13 protein-coding genes and 2 pseudogenes are annotated in these 17,501 nt (G+C 65.8%); 7 read left to right on the forward strand and 8 right to left on the reverse strand.

What is annotated here, in order from left to right; genetic code table 11:
- The first annotated feature begins 2 nt into the window (after positions 1 to 2).
- The gene (locus AYJ54_RS31055; RefSeq protein WP_063705119.1) at positions 3 to 650 is read left to right on the forward strand and encodes a response regulator transcription factor; all 648 of its coding nucleotides are present in this window, start codon (positions 3 to 5) and stop codon (positions 648 to 650) included.
- 72 nt (positions 651 to 722) lie between these two features.
- On the opposite strand, the pseudogene AYJ54_RS52880 reads toward AYJ54_RS31055, so the two are convergent.
- Together AYJ54_RS52880 and AYJ54_RS31060 are read right to left on the reverse strand one after the other, a co-directional pair.
- Positions 723 to 1,720: pseudogene (locus tag AYJ54_RS52880) on the reverse strand (apolipoprotein A-IV repeat region-like domain-containing protein); the annotation flags it as partial.
- Position 1,721: 1 nt separating this feature from the next.
- Positions 1,722 to 6,350 (reverse strand): annotated as a pseudogene (locus AYJ54_RS31060) (apolipoprotein A-IV repeat region-like domain-containing protein); the annotation flags it as partial.
- Positions 6,351 to 6,747: 397 nt separating this feature from the next.
- Between AYJ54_RS31060 and AYJ54_RS31065 the strand changes: the two are divergent.
- Positions 6,748 to 7,122 carry an Hpt domain-containing protein gene (locus AYJ54_RS31065; protein WP_063705126.1) on the forward strand — a complete coding sequence of 125 codons (375 nt, stop codon included), beginning with the start codon at positions 6,748 to 6,750 and terminating at the stop codon, positions 7,120 to 7,122.
- A gap of 114 nt (positions 7,123 to 7,236) precedes the next feature.
- Complete coding sequence (locus tag AYJ54_RS31070) at positions 7,237 to 7,557, forward strand: 2Fe-2S iron-sulfur cluster-binding protein (RefSeq protein ID WP_027552706.1); 321 nt, start codon at positions 7,237 to 7,239, stop codon at positions 7,555 to 7,557.
- A gap of 3 nt (positions 7,558 to 7,560) precedes the next feature.
- On the opposite strand, the gene AYJ54_RS31075 is transcribed toward AYJ54_RS31070, so the two are convergent.
- On the reverse strand, positions 7,561 to 8,028 hold the full coding sequence (locus tag AYJ54_RS31075) for an acyl-CoA thioesterase (RefSeq protein WP_063705129.1): 468 nt from the start codon (positions 8,026 to 8,028) through the stop codon (positions 7,561 to 7,563).
- A 182-nt stretch (positions 8,029 to 8,210) separates the two neighbouring features.
- Here AYJ54_RS31075 and AYJ54_RS31080 point away from each other — a divergent pair, with 182 nt between their 5' ends.
- Together AYJ54_RS31080 and AYJ54_RS31085 are read left to right on the forward strand one after the other, a co-directional pair.
- Complete coding sequence (locus AYJ54_RS31080) at positions 8,211 to 9,239, forward strand: NAD(P)/FAD-dependent oxidoreductase (RefSeq protein WP_063705131.1); 1,029 nt, start codon at positions 8,211 to 8,213, stop codon at positions 9,237 to 9,239.
- A gap of 109 nt (positions 9,240 to 9,348) precedes the next feature.
- Positions 9,349 to 9,954 carry a DUF2147 domain-containing protein gene (locus tag AYJ54_RS31085; protein ID WP_063705133.1) on the forward strand — a complete coding sequence of 202 codons (606 nt, stop codon included), beginning with the start codon at positions 9,349 to 9,351 and terminating at the stop codon, positions 9,952 to 9,954.
- 6 nt (positions 9,955 to 9,960) lie between these two features.
- On the opposite strand, the gene AYJ54_RS31090 is transcribed toward AYJ54_RS31085, so the two are convergent.
- Entirely contained in the window at positions 9,961 to 10,143 is a 183-nt protein-coding gene (locus AYJ54_RS31090; protein ID WP_063705135.1) for a hypothetical protein, read from the reverse strand.
- Positions 10,144 to 10,355: 212 nt separating this feature from the next.
- Between AYJ54_RS31090 and AYJ54_RS31095 the strand changes: the two genes are divergently transcribed.
- Together AYJ54_RS31095 and AYJ54_RS31100 are read left to right on the forward strand one after the other, a co-directional pair.
- Positions 10,356 to 10,712, forward strand: coding sequence for a hypothetical protein (locus AYJ54_RS31095; RefSeq protein WP_063705137.1), 357 nt, complete (start codon positions 10,356 to 10,358; stop codon positions 10,710 to 10,712).
- Positions 10,713 to 10,861: 149 nt separating this feature from the next.
- Positions 10,862 to 12,367 (forward strand): CYTH and CHAD domain-containing protein, encoded by a 1,506-nt coding sequence (locus AYJ54_RS31100; RefSeq protein ID WP_063705139.1) that lies wholly within the window; start codon positions 10,862 to 10,864, stop codon positions 12,365 to 12,367.
- A gap of 92 nt (positions 12,368 to 12,459) precedes the next feature.
- On the opposite strand, the gene AYJ54_RS31105 is transcribed toward AYJ54_RS31100, so the two are convergent.
- The 4 genes from AYJ54_RS31105 to AYJ54_RS31120 all read right to left on the reverse strand — a co-directional run bounded on the left by AYJ54_RS31105 (position 12,460) and on the right by AYJ54_RS31120 (position 17,474).
- Complete coding sequence (locus tag AYJ54_RS31105) at positions 12,460 to 12,729, reverse strand: hypothetical protein (protein WP_063705140.1); 270 nt, start codon at positions 12,727 to 12,729, stop codon at positions 12,460 to 12,462.
- Between the two features lie 206 nt (positions 12,730 to 12,935).
- The gene (locus AYJ54_RS31110; protein WP_063705166.1) at positions 12,936 to 14,141 is read right to left on the reverse strand and encodes a mandelate racemase/muconate lactonizing enzyme family protein; all 1,206 of its coding nucleotides are present in this window, start codon (positions 14,139 to 14,141) and stop codon (positions 12,936 to 12,938) included.
- A 147-nt stretch (positions 14,142 to 14,288) separates the two neighbouring features.
- Positions 14,289 to 15,830, reverse strand: coding sequence for a galactarate dehydratase (garD, locus tag AYJ54_RS31115; RefSeq protein ID WP_063705142.1), 1,542 nt, complete (start codon positions 15,828 to 15,830; stop codon positions 14,289 to 14,291).
- A gap of 195 nt (positions 15,831 to 16,025) precedes the next feature.
- On the reverse strand, positions 16,026 to 17,474 hold the full coding sequence (locus AYJ54_RS31120; RefSeq protein ID WP_063705143.1) for an aldehyde dehydrogenase family protein: 1,449 nt from the start codon (positions 17,472 to 17,474) through the stop codon (positions 16,026 to 16,028).
- Positions 17,475 to 17,501 lie beyond the last annotated feature (27 nt).

Consider the following 17,501-nt stretch of genomic DNA (forward strand, 5'->3'; position numbering starts at 1 on the left):
CCATGCGCATCCTAATCGGCGACGATCATCCGCTGGTGCAGGCCGCGTTGCGCAGCGCGCTCTCGACCGTGTTGCCCGATCTCGACATCATCGCCTGCCAGTCGCTCGACGAGGCGCTTGACGTGCTGTCGGCCCAATCCGACGAGATCGACCTGATCCTGTGGGACCTGACGATGCCTGGCATCCAGGGATTTGCCGCGCTGTTCATTCTGTCGGCGCAGTTCCCGACGGTGCCGGTCGCGATCATCTCGGCGCGGCAGGACACCGCCACGATCCGCCGCGCCATTGCCTATGGCGCGTCCGGCTACATCCCGAAATCGCTCAGCCTGCCCGAGATGGCTGACGCCATCACGAAGATCCTCGCAGGTGAAATCTGGATGCCGCCCAATGTCGGCGGTCGCGGCTCGATCCAGAGCGCCGATGTCGAGCTCGCGGCGCGAATGGCCTCGCTGTCGGCGCAGCAGCTTCGCATTCTCGCGATGATCGTCGAGGGCAAGCTCAACAAGCAGATCGCAGGCGAACTCGACATTGCCGAGCAGACCGTGAAGGGCCATGTCTCGACGATCCTGCGCAAGCTCGGCGTCGGCTCGCGCACCCAGGCCGCCGTCCTCGCCGAGCGGCTGTCGTTCGGCCAACCCGGCGGGACCTGAGCCTTCGAGATCCAAACGAAAACGGAGGCCGCGAGGCCTCCGTTGTAATTGCGCTATTCACAAGCCTGCCGGTTATCCCAGCCGTCCCGCCGCATGCGCGAGCAGGGTGTAGACCAGGCCCGTCTCCGAGGTCAGGTGGCTGCGCAGCTCCTGCGGACCGCGGCCGTCGCGAGCGACTTCGTCGAGCAGGCGTTCGAATTCCGCGATGTAGCGGTCGACCGTTCCCTTGAAGTTGCGGTCGGCGCGGTACTTGCGGGCGACCTCGTCGAAGGCCTTCTGGCCGGCGGGCGTGTAGAGGCGCTTGGTGAAGGCCTTGTTCTCGCCGCGCTGGTAACGGTCCCACATCTCGGACGCGAGGTTGCGGTCCATCAGCCGGCCGATGTCGAGCGACAGCGATTCCAGCGGATTGCCGCTGCTCTGCGGGGCCTGCGGCTGTTGCGGAGCCGCAGTGCGGCCGCGCGGGACCTCACGACCATTCGGGGCAGCAGCCGGGCCGGTGTCGGCGCGGTTCAAGAGGTCCGACAGCCAGCCGTCGCGGCCCTGGTCGTTGCCGGCGGGCGCGACCGGCGGAGCCTCAGTGCGGCGCGAGGCGGGCACGCCGAGGTCCGGCGGCGGCAGGGTCGAGGCGCTGCCGCTCTCGCGCGTGCGCGTCTCGGCGCCGCGACCGCCGACGGCGGCAGCCAGCATCGGCTCTTCCTGACGCTGGACCGAGGCGCGGCCCGCCGTCGTGACGTCGAGGCCGCGGCCGTGCTGAGCCACGATGCGGTTGAGCTCGGCGAGCGCCTCGATCTGGTCGACGATCACCTTGCGCATCTGCGCTGTGCTCTCGGCGGCCTCCTGAGGCATCTCGAGCACGCCACGGCGCAGCTCGTTGCGGGTGGATTCGAGCTCGTTGTGCATCTCGAACGCCATCTGCTTCATGCTGGAGACGAGGTTGGAGAACTTCTCGGTCGACTGCTTGAACATCGCATCCGCCTCGTCCGTGGTCTGGCGGTAGATGTCGTGCATGGCCTCGATGGTCTGCCGGTGCTCCTCCTCGGACGCGGACCGCACCGCCTCGAACTGGCGGGNGCCGGCGCCGGCGGTCTCCGCTACGACGCGGGCGATGTCGCGGGCGCGCTCTTCGGCCGCCGCGAGCGATTCATCGAGCAGGCCGGTGAAGCGCGACAGCCGCTGGTCGAGATCGGTGGTGCGCAGGTCGATCGTGGTGACGAGCGACTCCAGCGCCTGCTTGCGCTCGGCAAGCGAGGCGGTGGTGTTCTTGTTGCTCTGCTCGACCACGGCTGCGGCATCGACGAGCGCCTTGCCGTGGGCGTCGAACTGAATCGACAGCTCGCCGAGATCCTGGAGCGCCCTCGTGGTCTTGGTGTTGAACACGTTGAGCTGGTCTTCCAGGTTCTGCGTCGCGGAGCCGTTGCGCGCGGTGACGTCGTTCATCGCCGAGACGAAATCGGCGACCCGCGTCACCAGCGCCCGCTCGAGCGAATTGAGGTTGTCGTGCGCACCGGTCAACACCTCCTGGAGGAGGATGTTGCCTTCGCGCAGCCGCTCGAACAGGGCCACCGTGTCGGTGCGCAGGATCTTGCTGGTCTCCTGCATCTCGGTGACCGCCGCGATCGAGACCTGGCGCGACTGGTCGATCGCCGAACGCGAGGCCTGCTCAAGGTCCTTGAGTGATTTGCTGACCGCACCGGTCGCGATCTCGCTCGCCGCATTGATGGTGCGGGCCACTTCGGAGCCGTTGCCCATCATCGTCTGCGAGAACGTGTGGCCGCGCGTCTCGATCGACTTCAGCGCGTCCGACGTGACGCGGTCGATGTCGAACGTGAGCTGGCTGGCCTTCGAGCCGATCGCATCGACCAGCGCGCCGCGCTTGGCGTCGATCATGTTCGAGAGACGGTCAGCCTGCTGCTGCACGTAGGTGACGATCTCGTCGGTCTTGCCGGTCATGGCCTGGCCCAAGCTGCTGCTGGCGGCGAGGACCGAACGCTCGACGTCGGCCGAGCTCGACTTGACCCGCGAGCTCGCCTCGTTGGAGGCGCTGATCAGCGCATTCTGGGCGTTGAGCGCGCTGGTCTGGATGTCGTTGGTCGCGTTCGCGGTGGCCGTGCTGAGCGCGCGCTCGATCTCGGTCGAGATCGTGCGGATCTGGCTCGCGGCATCGGCCGACGTCGAGGTCAGCGACGTCTGCGCCTCGCGTGCGCTGTTGAGGATCGTCGAGGCGGTATCGGCACCGACCGAGGTCAGCGTGCGCTCGATGTCCGTGGTGAGCGACTTGATCTGGCTCGCCGCGTCCGTCGAGGCGGAGATCAGCGTGCCCTGGGCCTCGCGCACGCCGCTCGTGAGGGCCTCGATGGTGGCGCCGCCGGCGGTCGCCAGCGCGCGCTGCATCTCGGCCGCGAGCGAGCGGACCTGGCCGGTCTGCTCGGCGGAGACCGCAAGCAGGGTGCTCTGGGCGTCGCGGGCGCTGGCCGTGATCGTCTCGGCGGTCGACTGGCCGGCCTGCGACAGCGAGCGATGCATTTCCGCCGCGAGCGACTTGACCTGGCTCGCCGCATCCGAGGACGCCGTGACCAGGGTGGTCTGGGCCTCGCGGGCGCCGGCCGTGATGGTCTCGGCCGTCGAGGTGCCCGCCATCGAGAGCGAGCGCTGGACGTCCGAGGACAGCGCCTTGATCTGGTTGGCGGTCTCGGTCGAGGCCGCGATCAGCGTACCCTGCGCATCGCGTGCGCCGGCGGTGATCGCCTCGGCCGTGGCGGAGCCGGCCATCGAGAGCGAGCGCTGCACGTCGGCGGTGAGCGTCTTGACATGGTTTGCTGCATCCGAGGAGGCGGTGACGAGCGTGGTCTGCACCTCGCGGGCGCCGGCCAGGATCGAGGCCGCAGTGGCCGAGCCTGCCGCCGACAGTGTGCGTTCGACGTCGGCGGACAGCGCCTTGATCTGGTTGGACGCATCGCCCGATGCCGCGACCAGGGTCGATTGCGCCTCGCGGGCGCTGCTCAGGATCGAGTTCGCGGCGCCCGTGCCGACTGCGGTCAGCGCGCGCTCGACCTCGGTCGAGGTCATCTTGAGCTGGGCGTTGACGTCGGAGGAAACCGTCATCAGCGACTGCTGAGCGGTGCGTGCGCCGGTCTGGATCGTCTCGCTGGTGTTGACCACGAGGTTGGTGAGCGAGCGCTCGGCGTCCTCGACATGCGAGCGGATCGCGGTGGAGATCATCTCGGCGCGGGACATCATGTCCTCGCTGGCCTGGCGTCCGCTGCTCTCGATGCGGCCGGCGACCGCCTCGACGCGTGAGCCGAGCAGGTCCTCGAACTGCGCCACGCGCACGTCGATGTCGTTGGCCACCGAGCCGACCTTGGTCTCGATTGTGTGGTGGATTTCCTGGAAGCGTGCCGTGACCGTGTCGGTCAGGTGCATGCTGCGGCCGTCGATGGTCTCGGTGACGCCGGCGATGCGGCGGTCGACGGCCTCAATCGCCTGCGCGGTGCCGTCCGTGAGCGTCGAGGTCAGGAGGGCGAGGCGCGTGTCGATCGACTGCATGGCCTGCGATGCGCCGTTCGTCAGCGCGGCCGTCAGACGGGTGAGACGGCTGTCGATGGACTCGAGCGCCTGCGCCGCGCCGCTGGTGAGCGTCGTCGTAAGGTGGGTCAGCCGCATGTCGACCGACTGGATCGTCTGCGACGCCCCGTCGTTGAGCGACGTCGCGAGGTGGGTGAGGCGGGAGTCGATCGAGTGGATCGCCTGAGTGGTGCCGTCCGTCAGCGACGTCGCCAGCGTGTCGAGGCGGCTGTCGATGGTGTCGGTAACCGCCCTCGTACGGGTGTCGAACGATTGTTCGAGCACGCCGACCCGACTGCCGAGCTGTTCGTCGAAGGTCTTGATGTGGCCCTCGATGGTCGAGTCGAGGTTTGCGATCTTGCTGTCGAGCGACGAGTCGAGCTTGTTGACGCGCTCGCCCAGCGTGGTTTCGAACTGCACCAGGCGCTGGTCGAGCGCCGCAGTGATGTCGCCGCCATTCGAGGTGACGCGGGTGTCGAAATTGTCGACATAGGTCTTCAGGCTTTCGGCGATGTCCTGCGTGCGCTGGCCCATGCGTTCGACGATCTCGCCGCCGAAGGTCTTTACGGTGCGGTCGAACTCGGAGATGTGGCGGGTGATCAGCGCGCCCAGCGTGCCGGAGTCGCGGGCGAACTTCTCGACCAGCTCGGTGCCCTGGTTCTTCACCAGCTCATCAAAAGCGCTCATCTGCAGCGACAGCGAGTCGTGCGCGGTCTCGGTCTGGCTGACGACCTTGGCGACCAGCGTGTTCACGGTGGCGTCGAGGGCTTCGCTGGCCTTGTCGCCGGAGGAGATGATCTGGCCGGCGAGCCGGTTGCCGGCGTCGTCGATCTTGGCGGACAGATCGTTGCTGCGCAGCTCGAGCTCGAGCAGCAACGAGTCGGACGAATTCTTCAGGGAGTCGTGCACCTGCTCGGTACGCTCGGAGATGCCATCGACGATCGCGGCGGAACGTTGCTCGAACTCGCCGGTGATGCGGTCGATGCGCTCGTTCAGCATCTCGTGGACGCGGTCGGCGAGGTCGACGAACTCGTCGTGGACGTGGCCGGTCTTGAAGTTGAGGCTGGTGGTCAGCCGCTCGCTGGCGTCGAGCACGGCGCGCGTGGTCTCGTTGCTGGCCTCCTCGAGGCGGTCGAGCAGGTCGCCGCCGCGCTCGCCGAGCGCGAGGATCATGTTGTCGCCGGCGTTGCTAAGCGCCTGCGTAATGTGGGCGCCGCGTTCTTCCAGAGCGCCGGTGATGCTCTTGGCGACCTCGTCGACGCGCGAGGCGATCGCATCCGAGATCAACGCGATGTCATGACGCAGGTCGATCTGCACGCCGGAAATGGCGCTGCGGACCTGCTCGGCCTGGCCGACCAGGTTGTCGCGCTGATGCGCGATGTCCTGGAGCAGGGCGCGGATGCGCACTTCATTGTCGGAATAGGCGCGTTCCAGCGCCGCGACCTCGTTGGCGACCAGCGTCTCGAGTTCGCCGGCGCGCGCGATCGCGCGCTCGATGCCGTCGCCCATGGCCGCGACTTCGCGGCGGATCGCCTGGCCGACGGTGACCACGGAGTCGGAGGCAGAGCCTTCCGGCTCGGAGAAGCGGATCGCGACCTGCGCCATGGCCTGCGCGATCATGCGCATCTCCTGGCCGCGCCAGACGAGGCTCGCCAGGAAGTAGAACAGCATGATGGGCGCGAAGAACATCGCGATCAGGCCGGCGATGACCAGCACGCCGCCGCTCTGGCCCACGGTGGCCTGGATCGAGGGCAGGAAGCCGACGGTCAGCGCGGCGCAGGCCGCGAGCCAGATGCCGGCGAAGATCGTCGCGAACGTATAGACGCTGCGCGCAGGACGGCCCTTCTGCAGCGCCTGCAGGAGCTGGCCGATGGTCTCGCGGTCGTCATTGGCGGCGCGGTGGGAGGTTCGCGGCTCCTCGATCGGCTCGAACACCGCGCGCTCGTCGGGCCGCGGCTCGAACGACGGCTCATCGAACACGGGGGGTGCTGGCGGTGGCACCGGAGGTGCCGTCTCGTTGCGCGCCGCGGATGCAGAGCGGCTGGTGTCCGCAGCCGTATCGCTGATGTTCAGAGCTTCCTGGATCGCAGAAAGCGCCACCTCGGTTGGGTCTTTGACCTTTTTGGGAGTGTTCGCCATGTTCAGTCCGAGCCCTCGTTACTTGTACACGCCCCCCGCGAGCCCCGCGCGCCACGCAAGCCCACAGACCGGATCATGCAGATAAGACGGATCTCCGAGCCGTCCCCACCCGAACGGCTTGTCCGCCAATTTCCGCAACATCCTATTGGCAGAGCGTCGCGAATGAAATGCCCGCGATTAAGACAATCTTAATCATCGTTAACAGGATCGGGCCGTAACGCCTTAGCACTAAATGGAATTTTCCACTGAACTTGGCTGATTGCGGCAACTTTTCGTCAATAAACGGGCGGAATTGCGTAAAGTGGTCCAAACATTTCGTTAACCATTCTCGTGCTTGGGTGGGGCGAACTTCGCCGCCGGACGGCGGAACGCCGCGCGACGCCCGGGACCCTGCGCCATGACGCCTGACCTGCAACGGATGGACTGGATGCCTTCGCCGCCGCTTGCGCCCCTCGACAGTCCTCTCGATCTCGACCACCTCGGTCGCATGACGCTCGGCGATGCCGAGCTGGAACAGGAAGTGCTCGCGATGTTCGCCGAGCAGTCGGTCGGGCTGATCGCGGCGATGACGGCGTTGCCGGCCGATGCCGGGGCACTTGCGCACAAGCTCAAGGGCTCGGCGCGCGGGATCGGCGCCTTTGCGGTCGCCGATGCCGCGGCGGGGGTTGAGGCCGCGATCCGGACCGGCGACAACCCGTCCCGCGCCTTCGCCGCGCTGAAAGAGGCTGTGGCCGAGGTCCGCGCCGCCATCGCGGCGATCCTGAAGCCTTAGGTCCCGATCCCGCAAAACGCCGGGGGCTTGCGCACTAGCGCAGGCCGGATCGACCCGTTATAGGACAGCCCGGACCCTCCCTTATCCCAAAAGATCCCGGCAGCACGAGCACACATGGCCAAGATTCACTTCATCGACCACAAGGGTGAAACCCGCACGGTGGACATCGAGAACGGCGCGACCGTGATGGAAGCCGCTATCCGCAACAGCATTCCCGGGATCGAGGCCGAATGCGGCGGCGCCTGCGCCTGCGCGACCTGCCATGTCTATGTCGACGAAGCCTGGCGCGAGAAGGTCGGCAGCCCGACGCCGATGGAAGAGGACATGCTCGACTTCGGCTTCGACGTGCGCCCGAACTCGCGCCTGTCCTGCCAGATCAAGGTGAGCGACGAGCTCGACGGGCTCGTGGTGTCGACGCCGGAACGCCAGGCCTGATCTTCACATACTCGGCGGCGCGACCTCGATGCCGCGCTTGTGCCAGGGTCTGAGCTTCTCGATGATCTCGGCGGTGAGCGGCGCCGGCCGCCGCGTCGCCTCGTCGAGCATGACGCCGACCGACATCGCCGATGCGATGCACCTTCCTTCCGAGAACACGACCTGCTCGAAGGTCACCGAGGTCCGCCCCAGTTTCACGACACCGAGGCCGAGCTCGATGGTGTTGGGCCAGTGCAACTCGGCACGGAAATGGATGTCGAGCCGCACCATGATCCAGGCGAGGCCCGGCGGCGTCAGCCCGTATTGCGGGCTCTTCATCAGCGTGACGCGGCCGGTCTCGAAATAGGTGGCGTAGACCGCGTTGTTGACGTGCTGGTTGGGATCGAGATCACCGAAGCGGACGTTGTCGCTGAGCCGATAGGGGAAGTCCTCCAGTCGCGGCGTCGTATCGAGGCGGCTTGGTGCGTTCACCGATTGATCTCCGTCATATCCTTCCTCGTTACAGCCCAGTTATCCTGACCCGGCAAGTGGGGCCGGATGCGGGGCGCTCCTGCTTTTATGCCTTCCCTGATCCATTCCCGTTGGCTAGACAGGAAAGGATCCCTCTGCCCGGCGGGCGCCGTCCAACCGATAACGACCGATAAAGAGACGACATGAGCGATGTGATCAAAACCGATGTGCTGATTATTGGCGCCGGCCCCTGCGGTCTGTTCGCCGCTTTCGAGCTTGGGCTTCTCGACATGAAGGCGCATTTCGTCGATATTCTCGACAAGGTGGGCGGCCAGTGCGCCGAGCTCTATCCGGAAAAGCCGATCTACGACATTCCCGGCATTCCGCATATCTCCGGCCAGGGGCTTACGGATGCGCTGATGGAGCAGATCAAGCCGTTCCATCCGACCTTCCATCTCGGCGAGATGGTGGAGACGGTTGAGAAGATCGGCGATCCCGCGTTTCGCTGCACCACCGACGCCGGCAAGGTGTTCGAATGCAAGGTGGTGGTGATCGGGGCCGGCGGCGGCTCGTTCCAGCCCAAGCGTCCGCCGGTGCCGGGCATCGAAGCCTATGAAGGCACCTCTGTGCACTATTCCGTGCGCAAGATGGAGCAGTTTCGCGACAGGGAGCTCCTGATCGTCGGCGGCGGCGATTCCGCGCTCGACTGGACGCTCAACCTTCACCCGCTCGCCAAGCGCGTGACGTTGCTGCACCGTCGCGACGAATTCCGCGCCGCGCCCCACAGCGTCGAGCAGATGCGCGCCCTCGTCGCGGCCGGAAAGATGGATCTCAGGCTCGGCCAAGTGACCGCGCTGTCCGGCGCCGGCGGCAAGCTCACCGGCGCCACCGTCAAGGGCAACGACAACAGCGTTATCGAGGTTTCCTGCGACACCATGCTGCCGTTCTTCGGGCTCACAATGAAGCTCGGCCCGGTCGCGAACTGGGGCATTACGCTGGAGAACAATCTGGTGCCGGTCGAGACATCCGCGTTCGAGACCAACGTGCCCGGCATCTTCGCGATTGGCGACATCAACACCTATCCCGGCAAGATCAAGCTGATCCTGTGCGGCTTCCACGAGGGCGCACTGATGGCGCAAAAAGCCCACCGTTACGTTTACCCGGACAAGCGGCTGGTGTTCCAGTACACGACCTCGTCCTCCAGCCTGCAAAAGAAGCTCGGAGTCCACTGAGCTTGGCGGGAGCGGGGAAGGCGATGCCCCATGTTCCTGGTGCTGGAACCGTTCGCGAAATCGCCGTAGTCTGCGGCCATTCCGGTCGTGGCTTAGCAAGGTGATCCTAATGCGGAATCCGTTTTCGAGCTTTCGGCAGCTCTCGCTCCTCGCGCTCACCCTCGCGCTTTCGTTCGGCGCGGTGCGGCCTGCCGCCGCGCAGACCGCGGAGCCCACGGCCGCGGGCCTCTGGCAGAAGGTCGAAGACGGCAGGCCGGTGGGATGGTTCCTCTTCATCGACCACAACGGCGTCTTCGAAGGCGTCATCGCCAAGACCTTTCCGCGGCCCGGCGACGATCCGAACGAGGCCTGCACCAAGTGCACGGACGACCGCAAGAACGCGCCCATGCTCGGCATCTCCTTCGTCCGCAACATGAAGCGCGAGGGCTTGAAGTACGAGGGCGGCAACGTGCTCAATCCGCGCGACGGCAACATCTGGAAGGCCAACATGAAGGTCAGTCCGGACGGGCAGACGCTGACCCTGCGCGGCTATCTCGGCATCTCGCTGCTCGGCAAGGACGAGACCTGGACCCGCCTGCCGGATGCCTACATGGCGCAGATCGATCCGGCCATCATCGCCAAATATCTCCCCGCACAAGCCGCCGCCGCGAAGTCGCCCGCGCCCGCGGCAAAGAAGGGCGGGGGCATGATGATGGCGCCGGCGCCGAAGCAGTAGGTCGCTTCATTCGACCTCGAGAGTACGCTTCACCTGGTCGATGTTTTTCGCGTCGGCGCAGGTGAACTGCTCCTGGAGCTTGTAGCGGGCAAGATCGTAGACGATCTGCCGCCTGAACTCCGGATCGTCCTTCACGGTCTCGAGCATGCGCGAGCTGACGAGCGCAAATTGCACTTCGTTTGCGACCAAATGGGTTGGGTCCTGTTGGTTCGGAAGTGCACGCCGCTTGAGAACAGCATTTCGCTCCAGTAGTTGCCCGGAATGCGCGCTGGCGCCGGATTTGCATAGCTGTCGGCAAAGCTGCTGGGGAGCGAGTCGCCGTCTCCACGCCTGCCGCGTGCGCGGAAGGCGGATGGCGGCGTCTCTCCCTCGCGGTGGTGACTTCGATCCGTGGAGACGACATGAGACCTGCAAGACCGTGTGCGACAGCGCTGCTGGGCCTGATGACGCTGCTGGCGACATCGGCGTTCGCGCGCGATGACGGGCGCTACACAAACTCGCCATTAAAACCCTGGTTCGAGAGCCTGCACAGCGAATACGGACAATGCTGCTCGGACGCCGACGGTTACGTCATTGCCGACGTCGACTGGGAGTCCGATCGCGGCCACTACCGTGTGCGCATCGACGACGAGTGGGTCACGGTGCCCGACGGCGCCGTCATCACCGAGCCGAACAAGATTGGCCGGACCATGGTGTGGAAGCACTATGTCGACGGCCACCCGCGCGTGCGCTGCTTCATGCCCGGCAGCATGACCTGAGGCGCCCCCAAGCGCCGGTGGATGGCGGGCGACGCGCGCACCGGCAACGGTGCGGCCCGCATCAGGCGGTTTCCGATTTCATCGGCCATCGCGGCACCTCTTGCTTTCTCATGCGTTACAGCAGGCCAGCCGAGCGAGCGGAGGTCGGGATGGCGGTCGAAGCCGAACTGAAATTCCACGTGCCTGCGCGTCACCTCGCGGCGCTGGCGAAGGGGCGGGTACCGGGCGGCAAGGCAGGGACGCGCGCCGGGAGCGATCTGCTCTCGACCTATTTCGATACCGCCAAGTGCAAGCTGAAGCGGCACGGGTTGACGCTTCGCGTGCGGCGGGATGGCCACAAGCACGTCCAGACGGTGAAGTCGGCGAACGGGGCGCAGTTCGGTCGTGACGAATGGGAAAGCGAGATCCAGGATGACACGCCGCAGCTCGGTAAGGCCGACGGCACGCCGCTCGAGCCGATCGCCTCCAAGAAGCTGCGCCGCAAGCTGAAACCGGTATTCGAGACGTCGGTCCGTCGCATCACGTTGCCGATCCGCGCCGGGCGCAGCGAGATCGAACTGGCCATCGATCGTGGCAGGATCATTGCCGGACCTCGCTCGAGCCCGATCGCGGAGTTCGAACTCGAGCTCAAGAGCGGCCGCTCTGTTGACCTGTTTCGCATGGCGAAGACGCTCGAGCGCAAGTCGCAGGCCGAGCTCGACCTGCGATCGAAATCCGACCGTGGCTATGCGCTCGCGCGCGGCGAGGAGCATCCGGTGATGTTTGCCGACGGCATCATGCTGGACGTCGATATGAGTGCAGACGATGCATTCAGGATCGTTGCCCGCGCGACCGCGCGCCATTTCTCCGGTAATGCCAACGCCGTGCGCAACGGCGATGCGGAAGGCATTCACCAGATGCGGGTGGGCTTGAGGCGCCTGCGCGCGGCGATCTCATTGTTCTCGAAAGTCCTGTCAGGGGCGGGGCGCGAAAAGATCAAGACGGAGCTGAAGTGGCTGACGAACGAGCTCGCGCCGGCGCGCGAGCTCGATGTGTTCGTGAAGGACAATATCGAGCCGGCTAGCCGCGACGCGCTGCTGAGCCGCGGCGGCAAGGCGATCAAAAAGGAGTTCTCTGAGCGGCGTGAGCGGGCCTTCGAGCGTGCGAGGAGAGCGGTCGATTCAGAGCGATTTCGCGCACTCCTGATCGATACGTTGCACTGGATCGAATCCGACCGGACCGTCGCGCCGGATCAGGGGAAGGCGAAAATCGGAAAATTCGCGCGCGACCTGCTCCATCGCCGCATCAAGAAGGCCCGTAACGATGGCCGGCATCTTGACCAGATGTCGCCGCCGGAGCGGCACAAATTCCGGATCAGGATCAAGAAGATCAGATATGCGCTCGAGTTCTTCGATAGCTTGTTCGCGGACAAGGACGAGCAGAAGCAGCTTGCGAGGCTGTCGAAACATTCGAAGAAGATCCAGGATGCGCTGGGTTCACTCAACGACTTCATCGCCCATCGCAAGATGGCCATCGATGCCGCCCTTCATGCGCCACGTCGCAACGGACGCGCCGGCGCCTTTGCTTCGGGCGTGGTGATCGGTCGCGAGGATCGGGCGGTGAAGCCGCTGATGGCGACCGCGGCGCGCGAGGTGCGGGCGCTGGAGCGATTTTGATGCCCGGCGGACCATCGCTGTCGGCCAGGAACGACACGCCGTGCATACCGCCGGGGCGCGGCTTTGCGCGCCCCGGAACGACGAGAGTTGGTTTAGCGCTCCTCGCTCGTCGCGGTCGCGCTGGCGAGCCGCTTGACACGCGGCGACAGCACCGAAACTTGCGCAGGCGAAGCGGGCATGCCGGCGACGGTCACAGTCGGAGCGGTCGACTGCTCCTGAACGCCGGCGCCGCCGAGCACCTGCACCTGGGTGGCCGATATCGGAAACGAGGTCACTTCGTACGTGGGAAGCTCACCGGCGAATGCACCGGCCGTGCTCGCAATCATCGCGCCGGCAACGGCAATCATCGAAAGAACACGCATTCCAAAATCTCCTTTGAAAAATAGCAATCGGAGGTTTGGTCTGCGCAATGCCGGAGCAGGTTCGCTTGTATGCGAACATTCAATCTCCGGCGGCGGACATATTTGGTTGCGTGCGGCGGCCGCGACGAAGTGATGAAGAAGTTTTCCGCGCGAATGTTTCCGGACGGTTTCGCGCGACGCCGTCGTGAGATGACGCTGATCGTGCCTTACGCGCCGAGCATTGATTCTCGCACCACAGCATCCGCGCGGCGCCGCAGGTCCGGATTGAGCGCGAGCCCAAGGCCGGGCGCATGCGGCGCAGACACGATGCCATTGCTCACGGTCGGAAGCGCCGTGACGAGATCGCGATACCAGGTCGACAGCGTCGCGCGCACCACCTCCTGGAAGATCGCGGTCGGTGCATGCAGCGCCAGATGCAAGCCCGCCATCAGCGCCACCGGGCCGGTGCAGTCATGAGGTGCGAGCGGCTTGTTGTAGGCTTCGGCGAGAGCGGCGATCTTGCGTGCCTCGGTCAGGCCACCGCACCAGGCGATGTCGAGCATCACTACGTCGAGGGCGTCGGCCGCGAGCAGATTGCGGAAGCTCGCCGCGCCCGCCAGCGTCTCGCTGCCGCAGATCGGTGTTTTCACGCGACGTCTGAGATCGGCAAGGCCCTGCACGTCGTCCATCTTGTTGAGGGGATCCTCGACCCAGAACACGCCATAGTCTTCGAGCGCGCGGCAGATGCGCTCGGCGGTGTGCGCGCCCCACAGGCTGTGCAGCTCGCACATGATCTCGATGCGATCGCCGACGGCGGCGCGGATCTTGCGAAATGGCTCCAGCCCGGTCTTGAGTTCGGCGAGCGAGATCGAATGGCCGCCATTCGCGGCAAAGGGATCGAACGGCCAGATCTTCATGGCGCCAAAACCTTCACTGACGAGGCTCTCGGCGAGCGCGCCAGCGTCGCGCATGAAGGCGATCTGGTCGTCATAGGGACCGAGGGCCGCGTCGGCGGCGCCGATCTCGCGGCGCTTGGCGCTCTTGGTATTGTAGGCGTAGCCGGCGCATGTGTTGTAGGCGCGGATCTCGAGCCGGCTCGCGCCGCCGAGCGCCTCGTGCACGGGAATGCCGTGGCGCTGGCCCTTGATGTCCCACAGTGCGATGTCGATGGCACTCGCCGCGCGCACCTCGGCGCTGACACTGTGGAAGCCGAGATAGGGCGTCAGCAACTGGCGCGAGATCGCCTCGATGCGGCGCGAGTCCTGGCCAAGCACGAGAGGCGCGGCGAGCTCATGCACGGCGGCCTCGACGGCCTGCGCGCCACGAAAGCTCTCGCCGAGACCGGTCAGTCCCTCGTCAGTCTCGATCTCGACCCAGATCAGGTTCGGCCGCTCGTCGATGCGGATGGTGCGCAGGGTCGTGATGCGGGACATTCGGAGGTCCTCTTGGTCGTCAGCTTTGGCGTGAACCGTCATTCCGGGGCGACGCGTAAGCGTCGAGCCCGGAATCCATCGGGCCGCAGAGACTGCGGATAAATGGATTCCGGGCCTGCGCCTTACGGCGCATCCCGGAATGACGAACTAGGTCACCGGCGCCGGATTGAACAGCGTGAGGTCGTTGTGGATGCCCCAACGGTCCGACCACGGCTTGGTGCGGCCGCTGGCGACGTCGAGGATCAGGCGGAACAGGTCCCAGCCAGTTTCCTCGATTGTCTTCTCGCCGGTGGCGATGCGGCCCGCGTCGAAGTCGATCAGGTCCTTCCAGCGGCGCGCGAGCTCGCTGCGCGTCGCGACTTTTATGACGGGCGCGGCCGCAAGGCCATACGGCGTGCCGCGGCCGGTGGTGAACACTTGCAGCGTCATGCCCGAGGCGAGCTGCAGCGTGCCGCAGATGAAGTCGGATGCCGGCGTTGCCGCGAACAGCATGCCCTTCTGCGTCGCCTTCTCGCCGGGCGAGAGCACGCCGGCGATCGCGCTCGTGCCGGACTTGACGATCGAGCCGAGCGACTTCTCGACGATGTTGGCGAGCCCGCCCTTCTTGTTGCCGGGCGTGGTGTTGGCGCTGCGGTCGGCGCCGCCGCGAGCGAGATAGGAATCGTACCATGCCATCTCGCGCACCAGCGCGCGGCCGACGTCCTCGTTGATGGCGCGGCGGGTGAGGAGCTGGATGGCGTCGCGCACTTCCGTGACCTCCGAGAACATCACGGTGGCGCCGGCGCGCACCAAGAGGTCGGCAGCGAAGCCGACGGCCGGGTTCGCGGTGACGCCGGAAAAGGCATCGCTGCCGCCGCATTGCAGGCCGATGACGAGGTCGGAAGCAGGGCAGGTCTCGCGCTTGCGCGTGTTGAGGATCTTCAGCCGTGCCTCGGCCTGGGTCATGATCGCATCGACGATCGCGCCAAAGCCATCAAAAGCTTCGTCCTGCATGCGCACGATGGCATCGCCCACGCCTTCCGGCACCAGCCGTTCGGGCGCGAGCTTTTCGCAGCCGAGGCCGACGACGAGGATCTCGCCGCCGAAGTTCGGATTGAGCGCGAGGTTCTGCAGCGTGCGGATCGGCACGACTGCATCGGGCGCGGTGATGGCGACGCCGCAGCCATAGGCATGGGTGAGGGGGACGACGTCGTCGACGTTCGGATATTTCGGCAACAGCTCGGCGCGGATGCGCTTCACCGCATATTCCATCGTGCCCTTGACGCATTGCACGGAGGAGGAGATGCCGAGGATGTTCTTGGTGCCGACCGAGCCGTCCGGATTGCGATAGCCCTCGAACGTATAGCCTTCGAGCGGCGGCAACGGGGCGGGGACGGCGGTGGAGATTTCCAGCTTGTCGAGGGCGGGGGCCTCCGGCATGCGGATGCGCGCCTCGTCCACCCATTCGCCGGCTGATATCGGCGAGAGCGCGTAGCCGATCACCTCGCCATAGCGGATGATCGGCTGATCTTGTGCGATGTCGACCAGCGCCGTCTTATGCCCCTGCGGCACGAAGGCGCGCAGCGTCAGCCCGCAGGCAAAGCGGGAGCCGGCGGGAAGCCCGAAATCATTGACCACGATCGCGACATTGTCGCGTTCGTTGAGCTTGATGTAGCGGGGCTGCTCTTTCGCTGCGACTGACTGGTCCATGCGCTTTCCTCAAGAACAGAATAAGCCGTATTCGCGATCACCTCTCCCCGGCGGGGAGAGGTCGGCGCGTAGCGCCGGGTGAGGGGGCTGCGTTCCCATGAGAGGGCGTAACCCCTCACCCGGATCGCATCGGTGATGCGATCCGACCTCTCCCAATGGGAGAGGTGGCACCTTCCGCGGCAAGATCGTCGCACTTCAACCCGGATTGGTGTAGGCGGTCTTCACCGTGGTGTAGAACTCGCGGGCATAGGAGCCCTGCTCGCGGGCGCCGTAGCTCGAACCCTTCCGGCCGCCGAACGGCACGTGATAGTCGACGCCGGCGGTCGGCAGGTTGACCATCACCATGCCGGCCTCGCTGTTGCGCTTGTAATGCGCAGCGTATTTCAGGCTGGTGGTGCAGATGCCGGAGGCGAGGCCGAACTCGGTGTCATTGGAGATCGCCAGCGCCTCTTCATAGTTCTTGGCGCGGATGACGGTGGCGACGGGGCCGAAGATTTCTTCACGCGCGATGCGCATGTTGTTGTTGGCTTCCGTGAACAGCGCCGGCTGGAGGTAGTAGCCGGGCGTCTCGCGGCTGAGCAGCTCGCCGCCCCAGGCAAGCCTGGCGCCTTCATCCTGGCCGATCTTGAGATAGCGCAGGTCCTGGTCGAGCTGGCTCTGGTCGACCACCGGGCCGATATGCACGCCGGCCTTGAGCGCGTCGTCGACCGACAAGCCCTTCATGCGCTCGGTCATGGCGGCGACGAAGCGGTCATGGATGCCTTCGGTGACGATCAGGCGGGAGGAGGCGGTGCAGCGCTGGCCGGTCGAGAAATAGGCACCGTTGACGGCGACCTCGACGGCGGTCTTGATATCCGCATCATCAAGCACGACCAGCGGATTCTTGCCGCCCATCTCGAGCTGGAACTTCTTCATCGGGTTGGAGAGCACGCAGGCCTGCGCGATCTTGCGCCCGGTCTGTACGGAGCCGGTAAAGGAGATCGCGGCGACATCCGGGTGCTCGAGCAGGGTCTGGCCGACCACGGAGCCGGAGCCGACGACCAGGTTGAACACGCCGGCCGGAATGCCCGAGCGGGTGATGATCTCGGAGAGCGCATGCGCGGAGCCCGGCACCAGCTCGGCGGGCTTGAACACGACGGTGTTGCCGTAGCAGAGCGCCGGAGCGATCTTCCAGGCGGGGATCGCGATCGGGAAATTCCAGGGCGTGATCATGCCGACGACGCCAACCGGCTCGCGGGTGATCTCGACCTCGAGGCCGGGACGAACGGAGGCGCCTTTCTCGCCGATCAAGCGCAGTGCTTCACCGGCGAAGAACGCAAAAATCTGGCCGGCGCGGGCGACTTCGCCGATGCCTTCCGGGAGCGTCTTGCCTTCCTCGCGGGCGAGCAGGCGGCCGAGCTCTTCCTTGCGGGTGAGGATTTCGGTCGAAATCTTGTTCAGCGCGTCATAGCGCTCCTGCGGCGTCGAGCGTGCCCAGGCGGGGAAGGCGGCCTTCGCGGCCGCGATCGCCTTCTCGGTCTGCGCCTTGTCGGCCTTGGCGTATTCGCCGACGAGGTCATTGGTGTTGGAGGGGTTGATGTTCCTGGTGACGCCGGAGCCGTCGACCCATTCGCCACCGATGAAGTTTTTCAGGATCGCAGTCATCTTGTCCTCCAGTCATTTCTCGTGGGC

The organism is Bradyrhizobium centrolobii (assembly GCF_001641635.1).
Classification (GTDB): domain Bacteria; phylum Pseudomonadota; class Alphaproteobacteria; order Rhizobiales; family Xanthobacteraceae; genus Bradyrhizobium; species Bradyrhizobium centrolobii.